Genomic DNA, 18,061 nt, shown 5'->3' with positions numbered 1-18,061 from the left:
CCCTTATTCCGCCGCTGCTGCGGCCGGCGATGCGTTCCGGACCAGCCAGTCATGGAACAGCGCCGTCAGATCGGCGAAGCCGGTAAAGGGTTGATGCGGAATGGCATGGTCACGGCAATGCGCGGCCAGCTTGCCCTTGGCAAAAACCTGATCGGCGCTGCCGGCGCCGCAGAAATCCGACCGGCCATCGCCGATCAGGATGGTCAGACCGCCCGTCCGGCGCTGGCCGGCTTCCATGCAGGCGCATTTGCAATTGCCGGCCGCCGTGGCACAGCCGGCGCTGGAATAGGGGAAGGTCAGGCGCCATTCATCCTCGCCCACCGGTTCCATCCGGTTGGACAGGACCGGGGCGTCAACCCCCAACCGTTGCAGCACGCCGCGCGCCACCACATCCAGCCCATCGGACAGGATGGTGAAGGGCAGGTTCCATTGCCGGCACAGCTCGACAAAACCCATGAAGCCGGGATCGACCGCGATCTGCTGCACCATTTCAGCCATCGCCGCCGGCGTGGCGCGCAACAGGGCCACCTGCCGGGCCATGCATTCCCGCGAGCCCATTTCACCGCGTTCCCAGGCCGCTTCCACATCATGCCATTCCGGCAGGGCGAACCGTTCCAGGATCAGGTCCGTGGTATCGGTGGCGGAGATGGTGCCATCGAAATCGATATAAAGCTGGGGCAGCGCGCGCATTTGGCTATTCATCCGGGAAGTGAGGACGCTCTTTTCATTCCGCAAACTCTGTGCCAAAGCCAGTATTGGCGGATTTCCGCGCTTCACGCCGCCTGTACTACCCCTTCCTCCAAAATTGGAGCTACAAATTTTGTAGCTTCCCCCGCCTTTGGAGGTACCGGACGATGTCGAATGGCGGGGGCAAAGCAGGTGGAAACATAGATATTCCGCCATAAGCGGACGGCTGGCACGGCCAATGCAGTAGGGGGTCACCGCCCGGCCGATGGCCCGGCGCTATCCACTTTCTTGCAGGTGTCGCAGCATGACCCAAAGCTACTGTCAGCCCGACCGTTATCGTAAGAGTGCCGCCCTGTTCGACAAGGCGCGCGCCATCATCCCCGGCGGGGTCAACAGCACGGCGCGGGCAACCTGGTCCGGGTGGGATCCCCATCCGCTGTTCATTTCCCACGGCACCGGCTCACGCGTTACCGACGTCGATGGCAATGAATATATCGATTATCTGCTGGGTCTGGGGCCCATGCTGCTGGGCCACCGCCCGAAGGCTGTGACGCAGGCTGTCATCAACCAGATCGAACAGCATGGCACCGTCTTCGCCCTGCCCGCGGCTGACGAGACGGCCCTGGCGGAGAAAATCCGCCGCGCCGTGCCCAGCATGGAACGGGTACGTCTGTGCAATACCGGCACCGAGGCTGTGCTCTACACCATTCGTCTGGCCCGCGCCTTCACCGGCAAGAACAAGATCATCCGGTTCGAGGGCATGTATCACGGCTTCTCCGACGGGATTTACTGGAGCAAGCACCCCAACCCGGAAACGGCCGGCCCCGACCGCGCACCGCGCCCCGTGCCGCAGGGTCCGGGGATGCCCAACGGCATCGGCGACAGCTTGATCATCCTGCCCTGGAATGATGTGCACGCCCTGCGGGAGACGCTGGAGCGCGAAGGGGCGAACATCGCTGCCATCATCACCGAACCAATCATGTGTAATACCGGCTGCATCCTGCCGGAAAATGGTTACCTGGAAGCCATGCGCACGTTGAGCGAGCGCCATGGCGTGGTGCTGATCTTCGACGAAGTGATCACCGGCTTCCGTATCGCGCTCGGCGGCGCGCAGGCCCATTATGGCATCACCCCTGACTTGTCCGTTTTCGCCAAGGGTCTGGGCGGCGGCTTCCCGGTCGCCTGCATGGGCGGCCGCGCCGACATCATGGCCCTGGTCGAACAGGGCCGTGTTTCCATGGCCGGTACCTATAATGCCAACGGCATTGCGGTCGCCGCCGGTAATGCTGCACTGGATGAACTGGCCAAGCCCGGCATGTACGAGCACCTGTACAATGTATCCGACCGGCTGCGGGAAGGGCTGTCCAGCCTGATCCACGATCTGCGCGCACCGGCCCATGTCGTCGGCCTGGGCCCGGTCTTCCAGCTCTGGTTCTCCCGCGAGCCGATCCGCAATTACCGCGACGCGGCCCGCCATGCCGACCATGATGCCTTCCGCCTGTGGTGGGAAGGCATGTTGAACCGGGGCGTCATGTTCCATCCCGGTGCTTATGAAAACCTCTTCGTCTCCTTCGCGCACACGGTGGATGATGTGGATCAGACGCTGGCCGCAGCGCGTGAAACACTGACCGACATGCTGTCGCGTTGACCAGGACAGGCATGGTGAAGCGTCTGCTTTTGCTGGCAGCCCTGCTGGGCTGTACCCCCCTGCCTGCGCAGGCCGGGTCACTGGCGGACGTCTTTACCATGCCGGATATCCGGCTCTCGGCCGGACCCGGCATGGTGCTGGGCCCGCATTATCCGGGGGCATCGGGCAGCCATCTGCAGCCCTATCCTTATGTCGATGGCCAGATCGGCAATAGTATCAGCTTTGACAGCGAGAACGGGTTGCGCCTCACCCTGTTGTCGCTGGAGGGGCTGGAGGCAGGGTTGGCGGCCGGCTATCGTGCCGGCCGCGCCACCCACGATATGCCCGCCGACCTGCGACCCCTGCAGGGGGTGGATGAGGCGATCACCCTGGGCAGTTTCGCCAGTTACAGCATCGGCCCCTTCTCCCTGGATGTGGAAGCCTGGCGCGATGCGGTGCCCGGGCGCCAGCGGCTGATGCTGGAAATAGAAAGCGCCATCAACATTCCGTTCGGCGATCCCGCGGAACGCAAAGGGATTTCCTTCGGTCCCTATCTGGAAATCGCCAGCGACGGCTTTCAACAGACCTATTTCGGCATCGATGCCGGACAGGCCGCGGATAGCGGCTTTCGCCCCTTCTATCCCAAGGGGGGCCCGCTGATGGCGGGCCTTGATCTGGAAAGCTCCTTTCGACTTTACCAAAGCTGGTCGCTGGCAGGCTTTGCCAATTGGGGCCGGATGCTGTCGGATGCCGCGCGCTCCCCCCTGGTACGTCAGGGCGGATCACGGGATCAGCTCAGTTCCGGCCTGTTCCTTGTTTATGATTTCTGACGGACATTCCATGTCAAATCTCGCCATCATTCTCTGGCTTTTAAACATGGTGCTCGATACCGGCGGGCAGCTGGCCTTCAAGAAAGCCGCAACCGCCCCCGGTGACGGGTTGGCGCGCTGGCGCGCCATGGGGGGCCAGCCCTGGATCTGGCTGGGTGTCCTTTGTTATGGCGGGGAATTCCTGGCCTGGACGGCCTTCCTGTCCACTGTTCCCCTGTCACAGGGTGTGCTGCTGGGATCGGTCAATATCATCATCGTCATGATCGCCGGGCGGCTGTTGTTCGCTGAACGGCTGAGCCGGATGCGGATTGCCGGCATCCTGTTGATCGCCATCGGGGTCGCCCTGGTGGGTATGGGTGGAGGGGCGTGATGCGGCGCGGGATCATTATCGGCTTTATCTTCCTGCTGGGTTTCGACGTGCTGGCCCAGATCGGCTTCAAACTGGCCGCCGAGGCCGCCCTGCCCGTGGCGGCCAATGTGGATTGGCTGCTGCGGTTGCTGGCGCATCCCGGTGCCTATATGGCGGTGGCCGGCTATATCGGTGCCTTCTTCACCTGGATGTCCCTGCTGAAACATGCCCCCATCGGCCCGGCCTTTGCCGCATCGCATCTGGAGGTGGTGGCTGTCATGCCCTTCGCCGTGGTGCTGTTCGGGGAGGTGGTCAGCCTGCCGCAATTGCTGGGGGCCATCATCATCGTGGCGGGGATCATCTGTCTGGCGTTGGATGAAGACCATGCCGCCGGCCCAGCCTGATCCATTCCGCGAATTACCGCCCACGGCGGGGCTGCCCATCGGCTGGCGCGACCTGCTGGCCGGTTTCACGGCAAGCGAGGGCGGCTTTGCCCGCGCTGCCGCCAGCTTTCTGGGGGTAGACCAGCTGCTGCTGACCTGTTCAGGCACGGCCGCCCTGGTTATCGCCCTGAAGACATTGGCCCGGCGCAGCCCCCGACGCGAGGTGATCGTGCCGGCCTATACCTGCCCACTGATGGCCATCGCCGTGGCCCATTGCGGGCTGCGGCTGGTGACCTGCGATCTGGCCCCGGCCGGCATCGGCCTGGATCTGGACATGCTGCGGGGGCTGATCGGGCCGCAGACCCTGGCCATCGTCCCCACCCATCTGGCCGGCCGCGTGGTCCCCGTGGCCCCGCTGCGCCAGCTGGCCGCCCAGCACGGCGCCTTTGTGGTGGAAGACGCCGCCCAGGCCTTCGGGGCGTTTCAAGATGGCCAGCCGGTGGGCACCCTGGGCGATATCGGCTTTTTCAGTTTCGCCGTCGGCAAGGGGCTGACGCTCTATGAAGGCGGGCTGATTTCTGCCGGCGATCCGGCCCTGCGGGCGGAGCTGGCGCGCAGTGCGGCGGAGATCCTGCGCCCTGCGCCCCTGATGGAACTGCGGCGCAGCCTGGAACTGGCCGCCTATGCGCTCTGCTACCGGCCCCGGCTGCTGCCCTGGGTCTATGGGGCGTCGCTGCGCCGGCATCTGCAGCAACGGGATATGGTGGCTGCCGCCGGCGACGATTTCGGCATGGACATCCCGCTGCACCCGGTGGGACGCTGGCGCCAGGGCGTGGGCGAAAGCGCCCTGGCCCGGCTGGCGGATTTCCTGGAAGCCGGGCGGGAGCGGGGGGAACGGCTACGCAAACAGCTGGAAGCGATCAGCGGTATCAAGGTGATCACCGATGCGCCGGGGGCCAGGGGAAACTGGCCTGCCCTGATGGTGCAATTGCCGGACCGGCAAAGGCGGGATCAGGCCCTGCAAGCGCTCTGGGGGGCCGGGGTGGGGGTTTCCTGCCTGTTTGTCCATGCGCTGAATGATTATCCCTATCTGACCCCCATCGTCCCTGCCACCAGCCACCCCCGCGCCCGCCGCTTTGCCGGCACCAGCCTGTTGATCGGCAATTCCCCCTGGATGCGGGATGAAGATATGGAGCGGATTTTTGCGACATTGGCGGCGCTGGCCGCCCTGCCGCCACAGCCGCCAGAGCGCGCCGATCAGCAGGGACAGGACTGATCCAGCCGGCCGTTCACGGGGCCGGTTTCGGCCAGCTGACCACGCGTGCCGCCAAGCCAGTCGCCCGCGCAGCCTCAATCGCCAATTGGTGGGCTGTCTGCTCATCCGGCTGCGGCCCCAGCGTCACCACGTGCCAGGGCGGCATACCGGGAAAACTGGCCGTCACCGTCTCCGCCGTGAAGCCTTGTTTTTTCAACTGCACCACCAGATCGGCGGCGGCCGATGCCAGCAGGAACCGCGCCACCTCCACCGATATGACGCGGCTGGAGAGCGGCAGTTCCCCCGGTCCCTGCGCCGCCAGCGCCTGGGTGGCCAGCGGGCCCAGCGGGGTGCCGGGCAGATCCGTCACCGCCCCGCTGCGCAACCCTTTCACCATCGTGCCACCTTCCGCGACGTCTGGGCTGACGGCCGCCATCTGCGTTGGTGGGACGCTGGTGGCCTCAATCGGTGGTGTCGGTGTGGTGGTGGCTGTTGCGCTTGGATGCGGCGCCACCCCGGCCGGCGCCGCTGTGCCATGCGCCGCCTGTGCACGCCCCTCCTCTGGCTTATCCGCCAAGGACAGCCCCAGCAGCAGCCCGGCCAGAAAGGTCAACAGGCCGAACAGGGCCATCCCGGCGATAATCCATAAGGGATGCAGGCGCTGCGTCACCGCGTCCTCCCCGGCGGGGCGGGCGGCTGGGCCGCCTGTGGTGCCGGCTGGGGAACGCTGCGGGTGGGCGGCGCGGCCACGTCCGGTTTGCTAGCTGCAACCGCCGGCTTGGCCGGGGGCACCTGCGGTTGTCGCAAGGGGGCAACGGGCTTCTGCGCCCTTTCCTTGGGTGCGGCCTTCACCGCCGGCGTCGGCTTCAGCGGTGCAGGGGCTGCGGCGGCTGGTTTGGCCGGCGCCGGCACCTTCGGCTTCTCTGGTTCCTGGGCGCGGCGCTGGTCACGGAAAGTGTTGCGCTGCATTCCGATGCCGCCCATCTGCAGGCCCTGCCAGGGTGTGAAACGGTCTTCCGGCAGATTGGCCTGACCACGGAAGGCCGCGATGGGCTGATAGGTGCCGGAATAATTGCTCCACCAGTCCAGCACGCCATTGTCAAACCGCATGGTGCCGGCATAGAGCACCGGGCGGCCGGCGGCGATGGCGGCATGACCCGCCTTGGCCGAGACCAGGGTTTGCGACTGCGCCCGCGTCTGGCCCGCCACGCGCACGAAATTATAGGTGCCGTTGGGCCGCACCATCACGCCCCGGTCGGGCTGGCGCAGTTGGAACATGTCACGGGCGGCCTGCACCAGTTCCTCCCCTGCACTCACCCGCGCGCCGCCATGCTGGGCGGTGCGGATGGCATCGAAGGTCTTCATCGGCTGGGCGATAGCACCTTGTGGCGCGAAACGGCGATTGGGCGGGCTCATCTTCACCCCTTGCGGGTTGCTCTCCTATGGTAGCGGAGGGAGCATTCCGCTTCAACCATGGCAGATTCTGAGAGTCCGTCTGAGAACTTTCGCTTCTTTTACAATAGCTTAACCGTCATTCCCGCGAAGGCGGGAATCCAAAATCCGCGCTGTTGAATGGATTCCCGCCTTCGCGGGAATGACGGTGGGGAAAGGTCAAGGGTTCGAAAGACGCGATAACTTTCCGGACAGACACTGAGGGAAAGAGATCAAGGTACTTGCACCGTTACCTGTCCGGCAAAATTGATAGAGATGACCCCACCCCAGGCGCACATGCATTTGGAGCTGTTATTCAGCGCCGGCATATTACCAATCAGCACAGTGGGCGCACCGGGTGCCCAGGGGGCCACCGTCACCGGCATACAGGGCATGGGGGTCAAGGCCCCCAAGGCCGCTGCGGTCGCCGCTGCCACCATCGGATTGGCTACGCTGTTGCACATGGCAAAGGGCGGAATATTCAAGCCGGGGGCGAAATCCATGATATTGGCGGCACAGGGCCCGCCCGCCATGGTGCGATTGATCGGCAGCACGGACAAGGCCGCCGGAGCCGCCCCGAAGCTGCATTGCAGCAACGCACCCGCCACCACCTCCTGGCCCATCGCTTACCCCCCTTTACCAAACAACCGATCCATCAGGCCTGGCTTGCTGGCCGCCACCTGATCACCCAGCGGGTTCTGCCGCACCCCATCGACATAGAGGGCGCGTTCCAGCACCTGGCCCGCCGTATCATAAACGATCAATTCGCCGCTCAGCACACCATCGACATAGCTGGCCTTCTGCCGCAACTGTCCACCTGGATGGTAATCCAGCACCGGGCCTTGCAGCAGATCATCCTGATAGGTTTCCACCCGCATGGGCCGACCATCGGGATAGAAGATGGTGGCCGTGCCATGCTTGCGCCCTGCCAGAAAGGGAGTGACGGCCACCTTGCGCCCGGCGGGGTCAAAGGAATGCACCTCCCCCGCCAGCAACCCATCCTGATAGGTCATTTCCAAGGACAGCCGTCCGGCCTGCCAGATGGTGGCCGGCCCATCCAGCACGCCCAGGCGAAAAGATTGCCTTGTTTCCGGCCGCCCCTTGACGTCGAAAATCTCCATCACCCCATCCAGCAGCCCGTCGCGCAGGGTGAAACGGCGGCGCAGCGTGCCGGCTGCGTCAAATTCCTCATGCAGGGCCGGTGCGCCGGCATCGGGGGCGGTTTGCGCCTCAGCCATGGAGCATCATCCTCAATTGATCTTCACCAGGCCGCCCTTCAGGGTCAACATGCCGCCGCCATCAATGGTGCCGCTGGCGCTGCCCTTCACCTCTGCCGACACGCCCCCTTGCAAGGTGGCGCCGACGTCAGCCTTGGCGGTGACATTCAGCCCCTTCACCGTGGCATCGGTACCGGCCTGCATGGTGGCTGCTGTGCCGGCCTTCACCGTCGCTTCGGTACCGGCTTGCACAGTCGCGCTGGTGCCCCCCTTCAAGGTGATGGAACCGCCGGCCTGGATGGTGATGTTGCCATTCACCTTCAAGGTGAAATCGCCCGTCACGTTCCAGGTCACATCAGCCTTGCTGGTATGGGTCTCATCGCCTTCCACCGTCACCGACCGCGTGCCCTTCACCGAATGGGTCTCCTTGCCCTTGGCAACCTGGGTGGTCAGGTCGCCTTCGGAAATGGTCAGCGTGTCATTGCCCTTGGTGATACTGGTCGTGCGGTTGCCCTTATCGATGGTCAACAGATCGTCAGCTTCATTGATCGTGGCCTTTCGCTGGTTCTTTACCAAAAGGGTAAAGTCCTTTTCCGCCTGCAGGTAAACCTCCTCCTCCCCCTTTTTATCTTCGAAGCGGAATTCGTTATAGCCGCCGCCGCCCTTGGAAGCGTTGGATTTTACCGTGCTTTTGGTCTGGTTGTCCGGCAGGGCATAGGGGACGGGCTGTTCCCCATTATAGACCGATCCCGTCACCAGGGGGCGGTCGGGGTCGCCATCCAAGAAGCTGACCACCACCTCCTGCCCGATGCGGGGCAGGAAGAAGGAACCCCAGTTTTTGCCTGCCCAGCCCTGGGCCACGCGCACCCAGCAGGATGAATTCTCATCCTTCTTGCCTTCCTGGTCCCAATGGAACTGCACCTTGATGCGGCCATGCTTGTCGGTCCAGATCTCCTCCCCCGCCTTGCCCACGACAATCGCCGTCTGGGTACCGGCGATGCGCGGACGATGGGCCGTGCGCGGTGGGCGAAAGGTGGCGCTGGCCGGCAGGACGGCGAAGCTGTTGGAATAGATCCCGAACCGGGCCTGATGTTCCACCTGATGCAGCACATAGGCGGCGTTGGCCGCCGATTTGGGGTGGCCAGACAGGGTGAATTTCAGCCCCGCCGCCATGGCCCGCGCCGACCCGGTGCCGCTGGCCCGGCTGGCCGGCACTTCCAGTTCCGCCAGCCGGATCTTGGCCAGGGCGTCGCCCTGGCTTTTCTTGCTGTAAAGGCCGGGATATTCATAGACCTGCAATTTTCCCTGACCGGACACGCTGGTCTTCAGCTCTGTCGACGGCGTATCGAAAGCGAAATCATCGGCCTGATACTTACCGCTGACCATCATTGTTTCGATGGTGAAACTTTCAACCCGGTCCAGATCGACCCAGCCTTTTTCCGCCGGCAGCGGGATATAGGGCAGTGTCGCCGTGCCGGGAATATTGCTATGGGCGGAGGCATCATCGGCCAGCACCAGCGTATGTTTGCCATCCGCATGGGTGAAGAACCAGAAGATGCCTTCATCTTCCATCAGCCGGCAGACGAAATTCAGCGCCGTTTCATTATATTGCACACAATATTCACGCGCCTGATATGTCGCCGTCAAACTATCCTTGAAATCGCTGAAGCCCAGATCGCTGAAGACGGCCTTGATGATCTCCGGCGCTGTCTTGTTCTGGAAGATGCGGCAGCTGCTGGTCAGCGATAATTGCCACAACCAGGGGCGCAATTGCAGCTGACAGGTGCTTTCCATCTGCACCGCCCGCACACAGACCCCGTTAATATAGCGCTTGGCCCCGTCCGGGCCGATCAGCGTCACCGTCGGCGACTGGCCGATCAGGCTGGACAGGTCGGTATCGGCCGTTTCCGCCGTGGCCGTAATGTCGAAGCTGAACAGGGAGCAGACACCCTCCTGCCCCGTCAGTTCCCGCAGGACCAGCTTGTCCTTGCCCAGCGATGTCGATAGCGACAGCGACTGGCCATCCTGCGTCCAGGCATCACTCATGCACCCTGCTTCCCAAACCGAACCACCAGCCCGGCCCCGGCCGGATCGGTGGCGACATGCACCAGATCAATCGCGGCACCATTGGCCAGCCTTTCCAGCACCTCCCCCGACAATTGCGGCAGCAGGTTATTGGTCAGGATCTGGTCGATGGCGCGGGCACCCGCATCGGCCGCCCGGCAGCGGGCAACGATATGGGCCACCACTGCTTCATCATAGGTCAGTTCGGCCTGATAGGCATCGGCCATGCGCGCCTGGATGCGCGATAGTTTCAGGCGCACAATCTCCCCCAGCCGGGCCGGCGGCAGCGGCAGATAGGGCACCACCACCATGCGGCCCAGCAGGGCCGGCTTGAAATGCCGCACCAGGGCGGGGCGGATCGCCTCCACCAACGTGTCCGCCTTGGCCCCGGCGGCGGCGCGTTCATGGATGATGTCGGCCCCCAGATTGCTGGTCAGCAGGATCACCGTGTTTTTGAAATCAACCGGAACGCCCTCGCCATCCTCCAGCACGCCCTTATCGAACACCTGATAGAACAGTTCCAGCACATCGGTATGGGCCTTTTCCACCTCGTCCAGCAGCACCACGGCATAGGGGTTGCGGCGCACCGCCTCCGTCAGCACCCCGCCGCGCCCATAGCCGACATAGCCGGGCGGGGCACCCTTCAGGCCGGAAACGCTGTGCGCCTCCTGATATTCCGACATGTTGATGGTCACCATGGCCCGTTCACCGCCGAACAGCAGGTCGGCCAGCGCCAGCGCCGTTTCCGTCTTGCCCACGCCGGACGGGCCGACCAGCAGGAAAACGCCGGTGGGTTTTCCCGGTTCGGCCAGGGAGGCGTAATAGGTCTGGATGCGGCGGGCCACGGCGTCCAGCGCATCATCCTGCCCCACCACCCGCTCGGCCATGCGCTGGCGCAGGCGGCGCACGGCGGCGATATTGTCGGTCAACATCCGCCCCACCGGAATGCCGGTCCAGCCGGAAACGACGGCGGCAACGGCGCGGTGATCGACCGACAATGGCACCAGGGTTTCATCCTGCTGGATCTGCTCCAGTTCCAGCCGCAAGCCTTCCAGGTCATCCAGCGCTTTGCTGAAATCGGCCCCGCGCAAGGTGCCGGCGGCCAGTTTCTCCTCCAACTCCCGCACGCGGGCGGCCAATGCGCCTTCCTGCACCCAGCGCTGGCGCAGCCGTTCCAGCCGGTCCTGGGCCTGCTCGCGGCTGTCTTCCAGCGCCTCTATCCGCTCCCCATGGTCGCGGCCACGCGCCTTTTCCCGGCCCAGCAGGGCGATTTCATCGGTCAGTTGCCGCACCTCCCGCCGGGCTGCCTCCAGCGCCGGCGGCTCCCCATTCTGGGCGATGGCGACACGGGCACAGGCGGTATCCAGCACGCCGATGGCCTTGTCCGGCAATTGCCGCCCGGTGATATAGCGGTGGGACAGACGCACGGCATCGGCCACCGCCTCATCCAGCACCCGCACACCATGATGCGCCTCCAGCTTCGGCACCAGCCCGCGCAGCATCGCCACCGCCGTCGCCTCATCCGGTTCATCCACCTTCACCACCTGGAAGCGGCGGGCCAGTGCGGGGTCTTTCTCAAAATATTTCTTATATTCAGCCCAGGTGGTGGCGGCGATGGTGCGCAATTCCCCGCGGGCCAGCGCCGGTTTCAACAGGTTGGCGGCATCACCCTGCCCCGCCGACCCGCCGGCCCCGATCAAGCTATGTGCCTCATCGATGAACAGGATGATGGGTGCCGGGCTCTGCGCTACCTCCTGGATCACCCGTTTCAACCGATCCTCAAACTCCCCCCGCACGCCGGCACCCGCCTGCAACAGGCCAAGGTCGAGTGACAGCAGCCGCACCGGCTTCAGCGGCGGCGGCACCGACCCTTCAACAATACGCTGGGCCAACCCCTCCACCACCGCCGTTTTGCCGACACCGGGATCGCCGGTCAGGATGGGGTTGTTCTGGCGCCGCCGCATCAGCACGTCAATCAACTGGCGGATTTCGCCATCCCGCCCCACCACGGGATCGGATTTGCCGGCCCGCGCCTGGGCGGTCAGGTCAATGGTATAGGCATCCAGCGCCGGGCTGGGCTGGGCGGTGCTGGATGGGATTGGGCCATTTGCCCCCTTGGCAGGTACGATGGGCAACGCCACCCCCAGCCCCGGCACATCCTCCGCCGATCCCTTGATCAGCTCGGGCAAATCCTCCACCAGCCGCCCGCGCGGTATTTTCGCCAGCAGCGGCACCGGTTCCAGCAACAAGCCGCGCAGGGCATCATCCTCCAGCAACGCCTTCAGAATAGCGCCCGAGCGCACCAGCGGGGCCGACAGGTCCAGGCTGGAGACGAGCCAGGCCGATTGCAGCAGCCGGACGATATGGTCAGAAAAGGCCGGCGTGCGGCTGTTGCCGCGCTTCAGCCGGTCCAGCGTGGCCGTCAGTTGGGACTGAAGCGCGCCGGTGTCGATCTCATAATAGCGCAGGATCGGCGGCAGATCGCCATCCCCCTGCTCCACCAGTTTCAGCAGCAGATGCTCCACCTCGACCGCAAAATGCGTCTGCGCGAGACAAAGCTGGGCCGCCCCCTCAAGCGCCCGCTTGGTGGAGGGGTTCAGGCGGGCGATCAGCGTGGCGAGGGTGGACATGAATCAGCCATTAAGTGAGACAAAAGAACCATCAATCGTCGTAATCATCTTCATTATCGCTGTCTGTATCATAATCATAAACCTCCTGCGCTGTTGCATTTTCGTTATAAAAATGCTTGATTTGCTTTATCTTATTGCTTTCGACTAATTTTTTGAATCTTTCTCTGCTTTGTTCAGATATTCTGACATACGATTTCAAGGCTGTATTTGAATCCCAATACGCGCCATAATGTGGATTGTATTTACTCTCATGCACTCCATGCAGCTTGAAAAATAATGTACAGGCGAAGCAAGGTCTTCTTGTCCCGCCGATGTAATCAAACTGCTTGCCAGCTCCAACAATTTTTGTTTCAGCGTGTTGGCCTGCCAGACCACGGACAACATATATTTTATATCCAGAATAAGAGGCGCTAATATCTTGTGGCAATTTTTTGACATGACGCGTCACCCTGGAGCGTTGCGTCACTACATTGGAGAAGTCAATATCATCAACCGTTTCAGCGTCTCCAATAAATTTTAAAAGATGAGATTCTTTTGTATTGCACGCCACATAAACACATTTTCTTGAATTGTTTACCGCAGATTGCACCTCCACCATTTCTCTGTTTGTTTCCAACAAAGCAGATGACAAATGGCGGACAAAAAGTCTGTCCTTTGTCATTGATTTTGCGGCGACTGGAACGCCAATAGAACCGACATACAAGTTTGACCGGTGAATTTTTTTCGCCAACCGCATCATTTTCAGATCAACAAATTTCTCTCTTAATTTATCTCGAAACCATGATTCTTTATGCTTTACAATTCTTGGTTTTTTTCTTGTGTTTTTCTTGGCAACCATCTGTACGGATTTCTGCAAGTTCCCGAATCCTGCTGCCGGCAAGGGGTGGTGGCAGGTCGGCGATGTGCAGGAATGGGTCAGAATGGGGCTTATCCGTGAGGATCCTTTCAATTCATGCGGATGGGGCTTCATTTGACCGGCGGCCAAAAGGGGTGGCCGGGTCACAGCCGGGGGAGGATTGGTTGCCGGTGCACGCGACAAGGCTGCCCGCTGGCCCATACGGTCCGCCTCAGCTTCCAGGTTTCGGTCCTGAACGACGGCGATGCCATTCCCAAAGGGATTACGCACCCGCCCTTGGCGCTGTTGAATCACATGGGTCAGTTCGTGGCCCAGCAAAGCCTGCCCTTGCGGGGTATCGGGGTTATACTGACCAGGGGCAAAATAAAGATTACTGCCCGTCGTAAATGCCAGGGCACCGATACTTGGCGCTTCCGGCCCCACATGCACGCGAATATCTGAAAAATCAGCTTTGAAAAAAAACTCCATTTTTGTGCGCACGACATCCGGTAGCGCACGACCGCCAGCCGTTGATCGAAGGAATCCGGGCGGTAATTGCTGCGCGCCTGCGATCGGTGCACCTGTCTTGGGCTGCATCACTGGCTTGCCGAATACCGGCAAGCGGGGACCGCTTCCCTGAAAACGTCCTTGAATGACTTGGCCTGACATGGAACCTCCACCATCACAAGTGGCATATTATGATACATTCATAACAGGGCGGGGACGTCAAGCGTCCCTCCCTCTCTCATCAGCGCTCATTGATCTTTGCATTGTCCCCCTGCCTCCCCCGGTCGGATGGTCACCACCATCTCCCGTTCCGGCGACCGCCCGCCCAGCAGGGTGGTGCGGCCCAGGGCGCGGCCGGAGGCGTGTTTCAGGTGCAGTTTCGGCACCTGATCCCCCCGCAGGCGCAGGCGTAGCGTCACTTCCAACTGCGGGCCGGCATGGAAGGCGACCAGGGCCAGCAATTCCCGCAAGGCCGGCTTGCCCGGCATGAAGGAGAGGTAATGACGCAGGCCCAGCGGCCCCAGTTCCACCAGAATGCCGGCCGCCTGATCCCAGACACGCGTGCCCAGCACGGCCCCCCGGCCCAGCCGGGTGCTGTCGGCCGCGCGGCCCAGCCGCGTATGATCTTCCGGCTCCAGCGCCATCCAGTTGCCCTGCAAGGGATGGATGCGCACCGGCAATCCGAAATGCCCCGCCAGCAGCCGTTCCAGCCCGTGCTGGCTGGCCGGCTGGTGACCCAACAGGCCGACGAAACGGTAAAGCCCCCGGTCCGCCACCGGCAGCCGGCCTTTCAGGGCCGGCGTGCCGATACCGCAGAGGGCAGCTGCGAATTCAGCCAGATTGGTCTCCCACGGCGCCAGCCCGGCCAGTTCTGGCCGGTGCGACCGGCGGGAACGCATCTGGATGGAAACCAGCCGATGGTTGAACAGGTCCAGGAAATCGCGCATGGCGAAATCGCCCGCCCGCGCCCGCTCCGTCACCAGTTCCGCCATTGGCTGTGGCAATGGACCGAAGGAGCCGGCCAGCCCCAGCAGGCTTTGCCGCAGCGTATAGCGCACGCGGCCGGACGGGCTGGCCTGCTCCTTGATCTCCTGCACCTGCCCGCCGGGCAGCACCACGCCGAGCGATGACCGGAAACGGATCGCCTCCGCCCCGGCATCATTGCCGCTGGCCGGGGGAACGAAGCCGCGCGTATGCGCACGCTCTGCCCTGCGCGCCGCATCCAGTTCCAGGATGCGGACCGCTTGCAGCGCCTCAAACCGGCCGGAATCCGCCAACAGCTGGCGGATCAGAGAACGTTTCGCGCGCCAACCCGGGCCGGCCATGTCTTCCACACTCCATCACGCTGGCGGCTTTTCAGCACCAGCTGGGTAAAGCTGTTGATCCCGGCATAAAGCGCCAGGAAACGGTCCAGCACGGTGGCCAGCAGAAAGGCGCTGCCGCCGATGAACTGTGTTTCATCCAGGGTCAACGTCACCTCCGTTCCGCGCACAAAGCCGCGCCAGGCCTCGCTGCCGATGCGGCGCACCAGGGAACGGGCCGACAGGCTGTAAAGCCCCGCCGCCTGCTGCTGCACCTCTGCCCCGCCACCATGGCCATAAAGGATCAGGATTTCCCGCAGCGCCCGCAGCGATGCCTCCGGCGCCGTCGCATCGCCCAGGGAGAGCTGGTTCAGCGACAGGGAGGAGACCAGCTGCCATAAAGTCTCCCCCTGTTGCGGGGCGGCGATCTGACGGGTGGGCCGGTTCAGGCAGCTGACCCGCGCCACCGGGGCATCCACCTCCAGATTCAACAGGGTACCCGGTGCCAGCTGTTCCGCCATGCCCCGGCTGGTGCAAAGCGTATGGGCATAGAGCGTCTGGGACGGCGGCTGGCCGGGATCGAGTTTCAAATCCACCAGCGACAGCCAGATATCGCTGCCCGGCATATCGGCCCGCACCGCCGGCCGGCGGCGGGCAATCCAGAAACAATCCGCCCCGGCACGGGCGGCATGATGGTCATAGGAAAAGAAGGGCCGCACCAGCCGGCTGTCATCACCGGGATTGCTGACACTGGACAGTTTGGTGATGGAATGCACCTCGCAAGACCGTTCCCAGCGGCTGTCCGGCGTCAGCTTATATTCCACCTGGGTCTGGTCCAGCCGCACCGGCTCGCTGGTTTTCGGGAACAGGTTGATGATGGGGGTGCAATTGGTGCGCACCTGGATGCGGTCCAGCCGCTCGGCCCGGTCGGGCACCCGGTCCAGCAGGAACAGCAGTTCTGCCTCCTGCCCCGCCGGCCAGCCCGACAGGCCCGCCACATCGATGAACTGGAATTTCTGCGGAAAGCAGAAATATTCCCGAATCAGCCGATAGGCTTGATGGCTATGGCCGGGGAACGGCAACACGTCCTCATCCTCCGCGAACCCTACCGGCCGTATCGCATCGGCCGGCAGCAGGGTGATCGCGGCCCCCTCGCCCGGCGCCTTCAGCACCACGCTGTGGCAATTATTCAGCAGCAATTCATAGAGGATGCCGGCCAGCATCGGATCGGCATCCAGATAGAAGCGCAGCCTGTCCGGCCGTATATCAGCAAAGGTCAGCGTACCCAAGGCCCGCAGCCGCAGCCGCAGTACCCCCGCCGTCGCCCCCAACCGGGCCAGGGTGGGGAACCGTTCGGGCATCTGCAAATCCATCCCCGCCACCTCCACCGGCCAGAGCCGGAGCGGATAGCAGCTGCGGAAATGGCAGGTCAGGCCCTCCTGCGTGCTCTGCGCAAACAGGGCGATATTGTCGGGCAGCTGGAAGCCCAGGGCAGCACGGGCTTGCCCGGCATCCACCTCAAACCGGGCAATCGCCATGCTGGGCACTGGCGCCACCAGCTGGGGATATGTCGCCTCTAGCAGGGCCGCCGGGATCAGGGGAAAATCGGCATCCAGCGTGCGCTGGATGCGCGCGGTCAGAAAGGCGAAACTCTCCAGCAAGCGTTCGGTATGCGGATCGCGGCTTTCATGGCCGTTGAAATCCAGCCGGCCCGCCACCTTGGGATAGGCGGCCGCAAATTCCGCCCCTTCATTGCGCAGATAGAGCAGTTCGCGCTCATAGGCCTCAAACAGGGCATCGGCCTCCTCACGCGGCATCGCTTCCTCCCATGCCGTCACGGATGATGACGGGAAAATCCACCGGTTCGATGCGGCCGTCGAGCCGGATCTGTCCGCTGATTTCCACCAGCAGCGACTGGCGATCATGGCTTTCCGGCAGCACGCTGAACCAGCCGCCCAGCCGGCGCAGCTGCTGGTTGGGGGGCAACCGTGCCGCCCGTTCCGACCATTCGCGCATGAAGGCGGCACGGCGTGCGCCATCCAGCCGGTGCAACCGGACTTTAGGCGCGATCAGCCGTGGCTCAAACGCGGCAATTGCCACCGCCAGTTCCCCCACCAGCTCGGCTTCCCGTTCATTGTCAAAGGGCTGGAAGGCGGATAGGTCGGGCACACCATAATCCAGCACCGTGCGGGCACGGCCCCCCATGGCCGCGCGGGCACGCGGCAGGCGGGTGTTCAGCAGGGACGATATCTCCGCCGCGATGGACAGGATCAGCCCATCACGGTCCAGCGACGGCGCGCTGCCATCGCCATCGGTGACACCATCCACCAGCCGTTCGAACAGGGGTACCGGCGCGCCGGGAAGAAGTCTGGGTCCACTCATGCGGGGCCTTCAGGAAGGGGCCGGCAGCGGGCGGACATCGCCCGCCGCCGGCCTGCTTCGCGTTACGACACTTCCTGCTTGATCAGGTCATGCTTGACCGGCTGGGCCCCTTCACCCGTGCCGTCATCTTCCTTCTGCGGGATGTATTTATATTCGACGATGGCATAGCTGAGCGTGATGGTTTCAGTGGGGATATCACCCGTGCCGCCGCCGATGGAGATGTTGGAGACAATGATCCTCTCCATGGTGATTTCCAGATATTTCACCGGCTTGTTATCACCATTGGCGCGGTAGGCGCAGAACACACCCTTGGCGATGTGTTTGCCGCTCCAGCACATTTTCAAGAGATCGTCGCTGGAAGCGTCGATATATTTGGTGAAGCTGAAATCGGAATGGTTGGCCTGCTCCACCGTGCCGCCGCCGGCACTGCTGCGGGTCGGCGGGGTGGGCTGGTTGAAGGAATGGCTCCAGGACAGAACCTGGATTTCTTCCTTGTGCGTGCTGTCGGTCGTCTCACCCTTGATATCCGGGGTGGTGAGCTTCAGGAACATATTGCCGGCCAT

At 63.2% G+C, this 18,061-nt stretch carries 17 protein-coding genes; 5 read left to right on the top strand and 12 right to left on the bottom strand.

Annotated elements, in window-relative coordinates; all coding sequences use genetic code 11:
- Positions 1–3: 3 nt before the first annotated feature.
- A complete protein-coding gene (locus tag GE253_RS18740) occupies positions 4–690 on the bottom strand; it encodes an HAD-IB family phosphatase (RefSeq protein WP_247878742.1) in 687 nt (228 codons plus the stop codon).
- A gap of 301 nt (positions 691–991) precedes the next feature.
- Here GE253_RS18740 and GE253_RS18735 point away from each other — a divergent pair, with 301 nt between their 5' ends.
- From GE253_RS18735 to GE253_RS18715, 5 genes are read left to right on the top strand one after another with little or no spacing between them, the layout of a single operon-like run.
- Positions 992–2,335, top strand: coding sequence for an aspartate aminotransferase family protein (locus GE253_RS18735; protein ID WP_153205678.1), 1,344 nt, complete (start codon positions 992–994; stop codon positions 2,333–2,335).
- Positions 2,336–2,346: 11 nt separating this feature from the next.
- Positions 2,347–3,144: a MipA/OmpV family protein gene (locus tag GE253_RS18730; RefSeq protein ID WP_153205677.1), complete on the top strand. Its 798-nt coding sequence runs from the start codon at positions 2,347–2,349 to the stop codon at positions 3,142–3,144.
- Positions 3,145–3,190: 46 nt separating this feature from the next.
- The gene (locus GE253_RS18725; RefSeq protein WP_247878741.1) at positions 3,191–3,514 is read left to right on the top strand and encodes an EamA family transporter; all 324 of its coding nucleotides are present in this window, start codon (positions 3,191–3,193) and stop codon (positions 3,512–3,514) included.
- Complete coding sequence (locus GE253_RS18720; RefSeq protein WP_153205675.1) at positions 3,514–3,897, top strand: EamA family transporter; 384 nt, start codon at positions 3,514–3,516, stop codon at positions 3,895–3,897. Before GE253_RS18725 ends, GE253_RS18720 begins: the two co-directional genes overlap by 1 nt.
- Complete coding sequence (locus tag GE253_RS18715) at positions 3,878–5,152, top strand: aminotransferase class I/II-fold pyridoxal phosphate-dependent enzyme (protein ID WP_211101515.1); 1,275 nt, start codon at positions 3,878–3,880, stop codon at positions 5,150–5,152. Before GE253_RS18720 ends, GE253_RS18715 begins: the two co-directional genes overlap by 20 nt.
- Before the next feature lie 13 nt (positions 5,153–5,165).
- Here GE253_RS18715 and GE253_RS18710 read toward each other — a convergent pair whose 3' ends face one another.
- From GE253_RS18710 to GE253_RS18660, 11 genes are all read right to left on the bottom strand, one after another.
- On the bottom strand, positions 5,166–5,801 hold the full coding sequence (locus GE253_RS18710; RefSeq protein WP_153205673.1) for a hypothetical protein: 636 nt from the start codon (positions 5,799–5,801) through the stop codon (positions 5,166–5,168).
- Positions 5,798–6,547, bottom strand: coding sequence for a hypothetical protein (locus GE253_RS18705; RefSeq protein WP_153205672.1), 750 nt, complete (start codon positions 6,545–6,547; stop codon positions 5,798–5,800). The genes GE253_RS18710 and GE253_RS18705 overlap by 4 nt, the downstream gene beginning before the upstream one ends.
- Before the next feature lie 248 nt (positions 6,548–6,795).
- Positions 6,796–7,185 carry a DUF4280 domain-containing protein gene (locus GE253_RS18700; protein ID WP_153205671.1) on the bottom strand — a complete coding sequence of 130 codons (390 nt, stop codon included), beginning with the start codon at positions 7,183–7,185 and terminating at the stop codon, positions 6,796–6,798.
- Positions 7,186–7,188: 3 nt separating this feature from the next.
- Positions 7,189–7,800, bottom strand: coding sequence for a toxin-antitoxin system YwqK family antitoxin (locus tag GE253_RS18695; RefSeq protein WP_153205670.1), 612 nt, complete (start codon positions 7,798–7,800; stop codon positions 7,189–7,191).
- A 12-nt stretch (positions 7,801–7,812) separates the two neighbouring features.
- Positions 7,813–9,825 carry a type VI secretion system tip protein VgrG gene (tssI, locus tag GE253_RS18690; RefSeq protein ID WP_153205669.1) on the bottom strand — a complete coding sequence of 671 codons (2,013 nt, stop codon included), beginning with the start codon at positions 9,823–9,825 and terminating at the stop codon, positions 7,813–7,815.
- Positions 9,822–12,473, bottom strand: coding sequence for a type VI secretion system ATPase TssH (gene tssH / locus GE253_RS18685; RefSeq protein ID WP_153205668.1), 2,652 nt, complete (start codon positions 12,471–12,473; stop codon positions 9,822–9,824). The genes tssI and tssH overlap by 4 nt, the downstream gene beginning before the upstream one ends.
- A 31-nt stretch (positions 12,474–12,504) precedes the next feature.
- Positions 12,505–13,977, bottom strand: coding sequence for a DUF4157 domain-containing protein (locus tag GE253_RS18680; RefSeq protein ID WP_153205667.1), 1,473 nt, complete (start codon positions 13,975–13,977; stop codon positions 12,505–12,507).
- Between the two features lie 86 nt (positions 13,978–14,063).
- On the bottom strand, positions 14,064–15,140 hold the full coding sequence (gene tssG / locus GE253_RS18675; RefSeq protein ID WP_153205666.1) for a type VI secretion system baseplate subunit TssG: 1,077 nt from the start codon (positions 15,138–15,140) through the stop codon (positions 14,064–14,066).
- Positions 15,104–16,933 carry a type VI secretion system baseplate subunit TssF gene (tssF, locus tag GE253_RS18670; protein WP_173012724.1) on the bottom strand — a complete coding sequence of 610 codons (1,830 nt, stop codon included), beginning with the start codon at positions 16,931–16,933 and terminating at the stop codon, positions 15,104–15,106. The genes tssG and tssF overlap by 37 nt, the downstream gene beginning before the upstream one ends.
- Positions 16,923–17,498 carry a type VI secretion system baseplate subunit TssE gene (gene tssE, locus GE253_RS18665; RefSeq protein WP_153205664.1) on the bottom strand — a complete coding sequence of 192 codons (576 nt, stop codon included), beginning with the start codon at positions 17,496–17,498 and terminating at the stop codon, positions 16,923–16,925. Before tssE ends, tssF begins: the two co-directional genes overlap by 11 nt.
- A 62-nt stretch (positions 17,499–17,560) precedes the next feature.
- Entirely contained in the window at positions 17,561–18,061 is a 501-nt protein-coding gene (locus GE253_RS18660; protein WP_153205663.1) for a type VI secretion system tube protein Hcp, read from the bottom strand.

This window comes from Niveispirillum sp. SYP-B3756, from assembly GCF_009495745.1.
In the GTDB taxonomy this organism is placed as follows: Bacteria; Pseudomonadota; Alphaproteobacteria; order Azospirillales; family Azospirillaceae; genus Niveispirillum.
The sequence above is the reverse complement of the archived record's forward strand: the minus strand, read 5'-3'. Positions and strand labels throughout refer to the sequence as shown.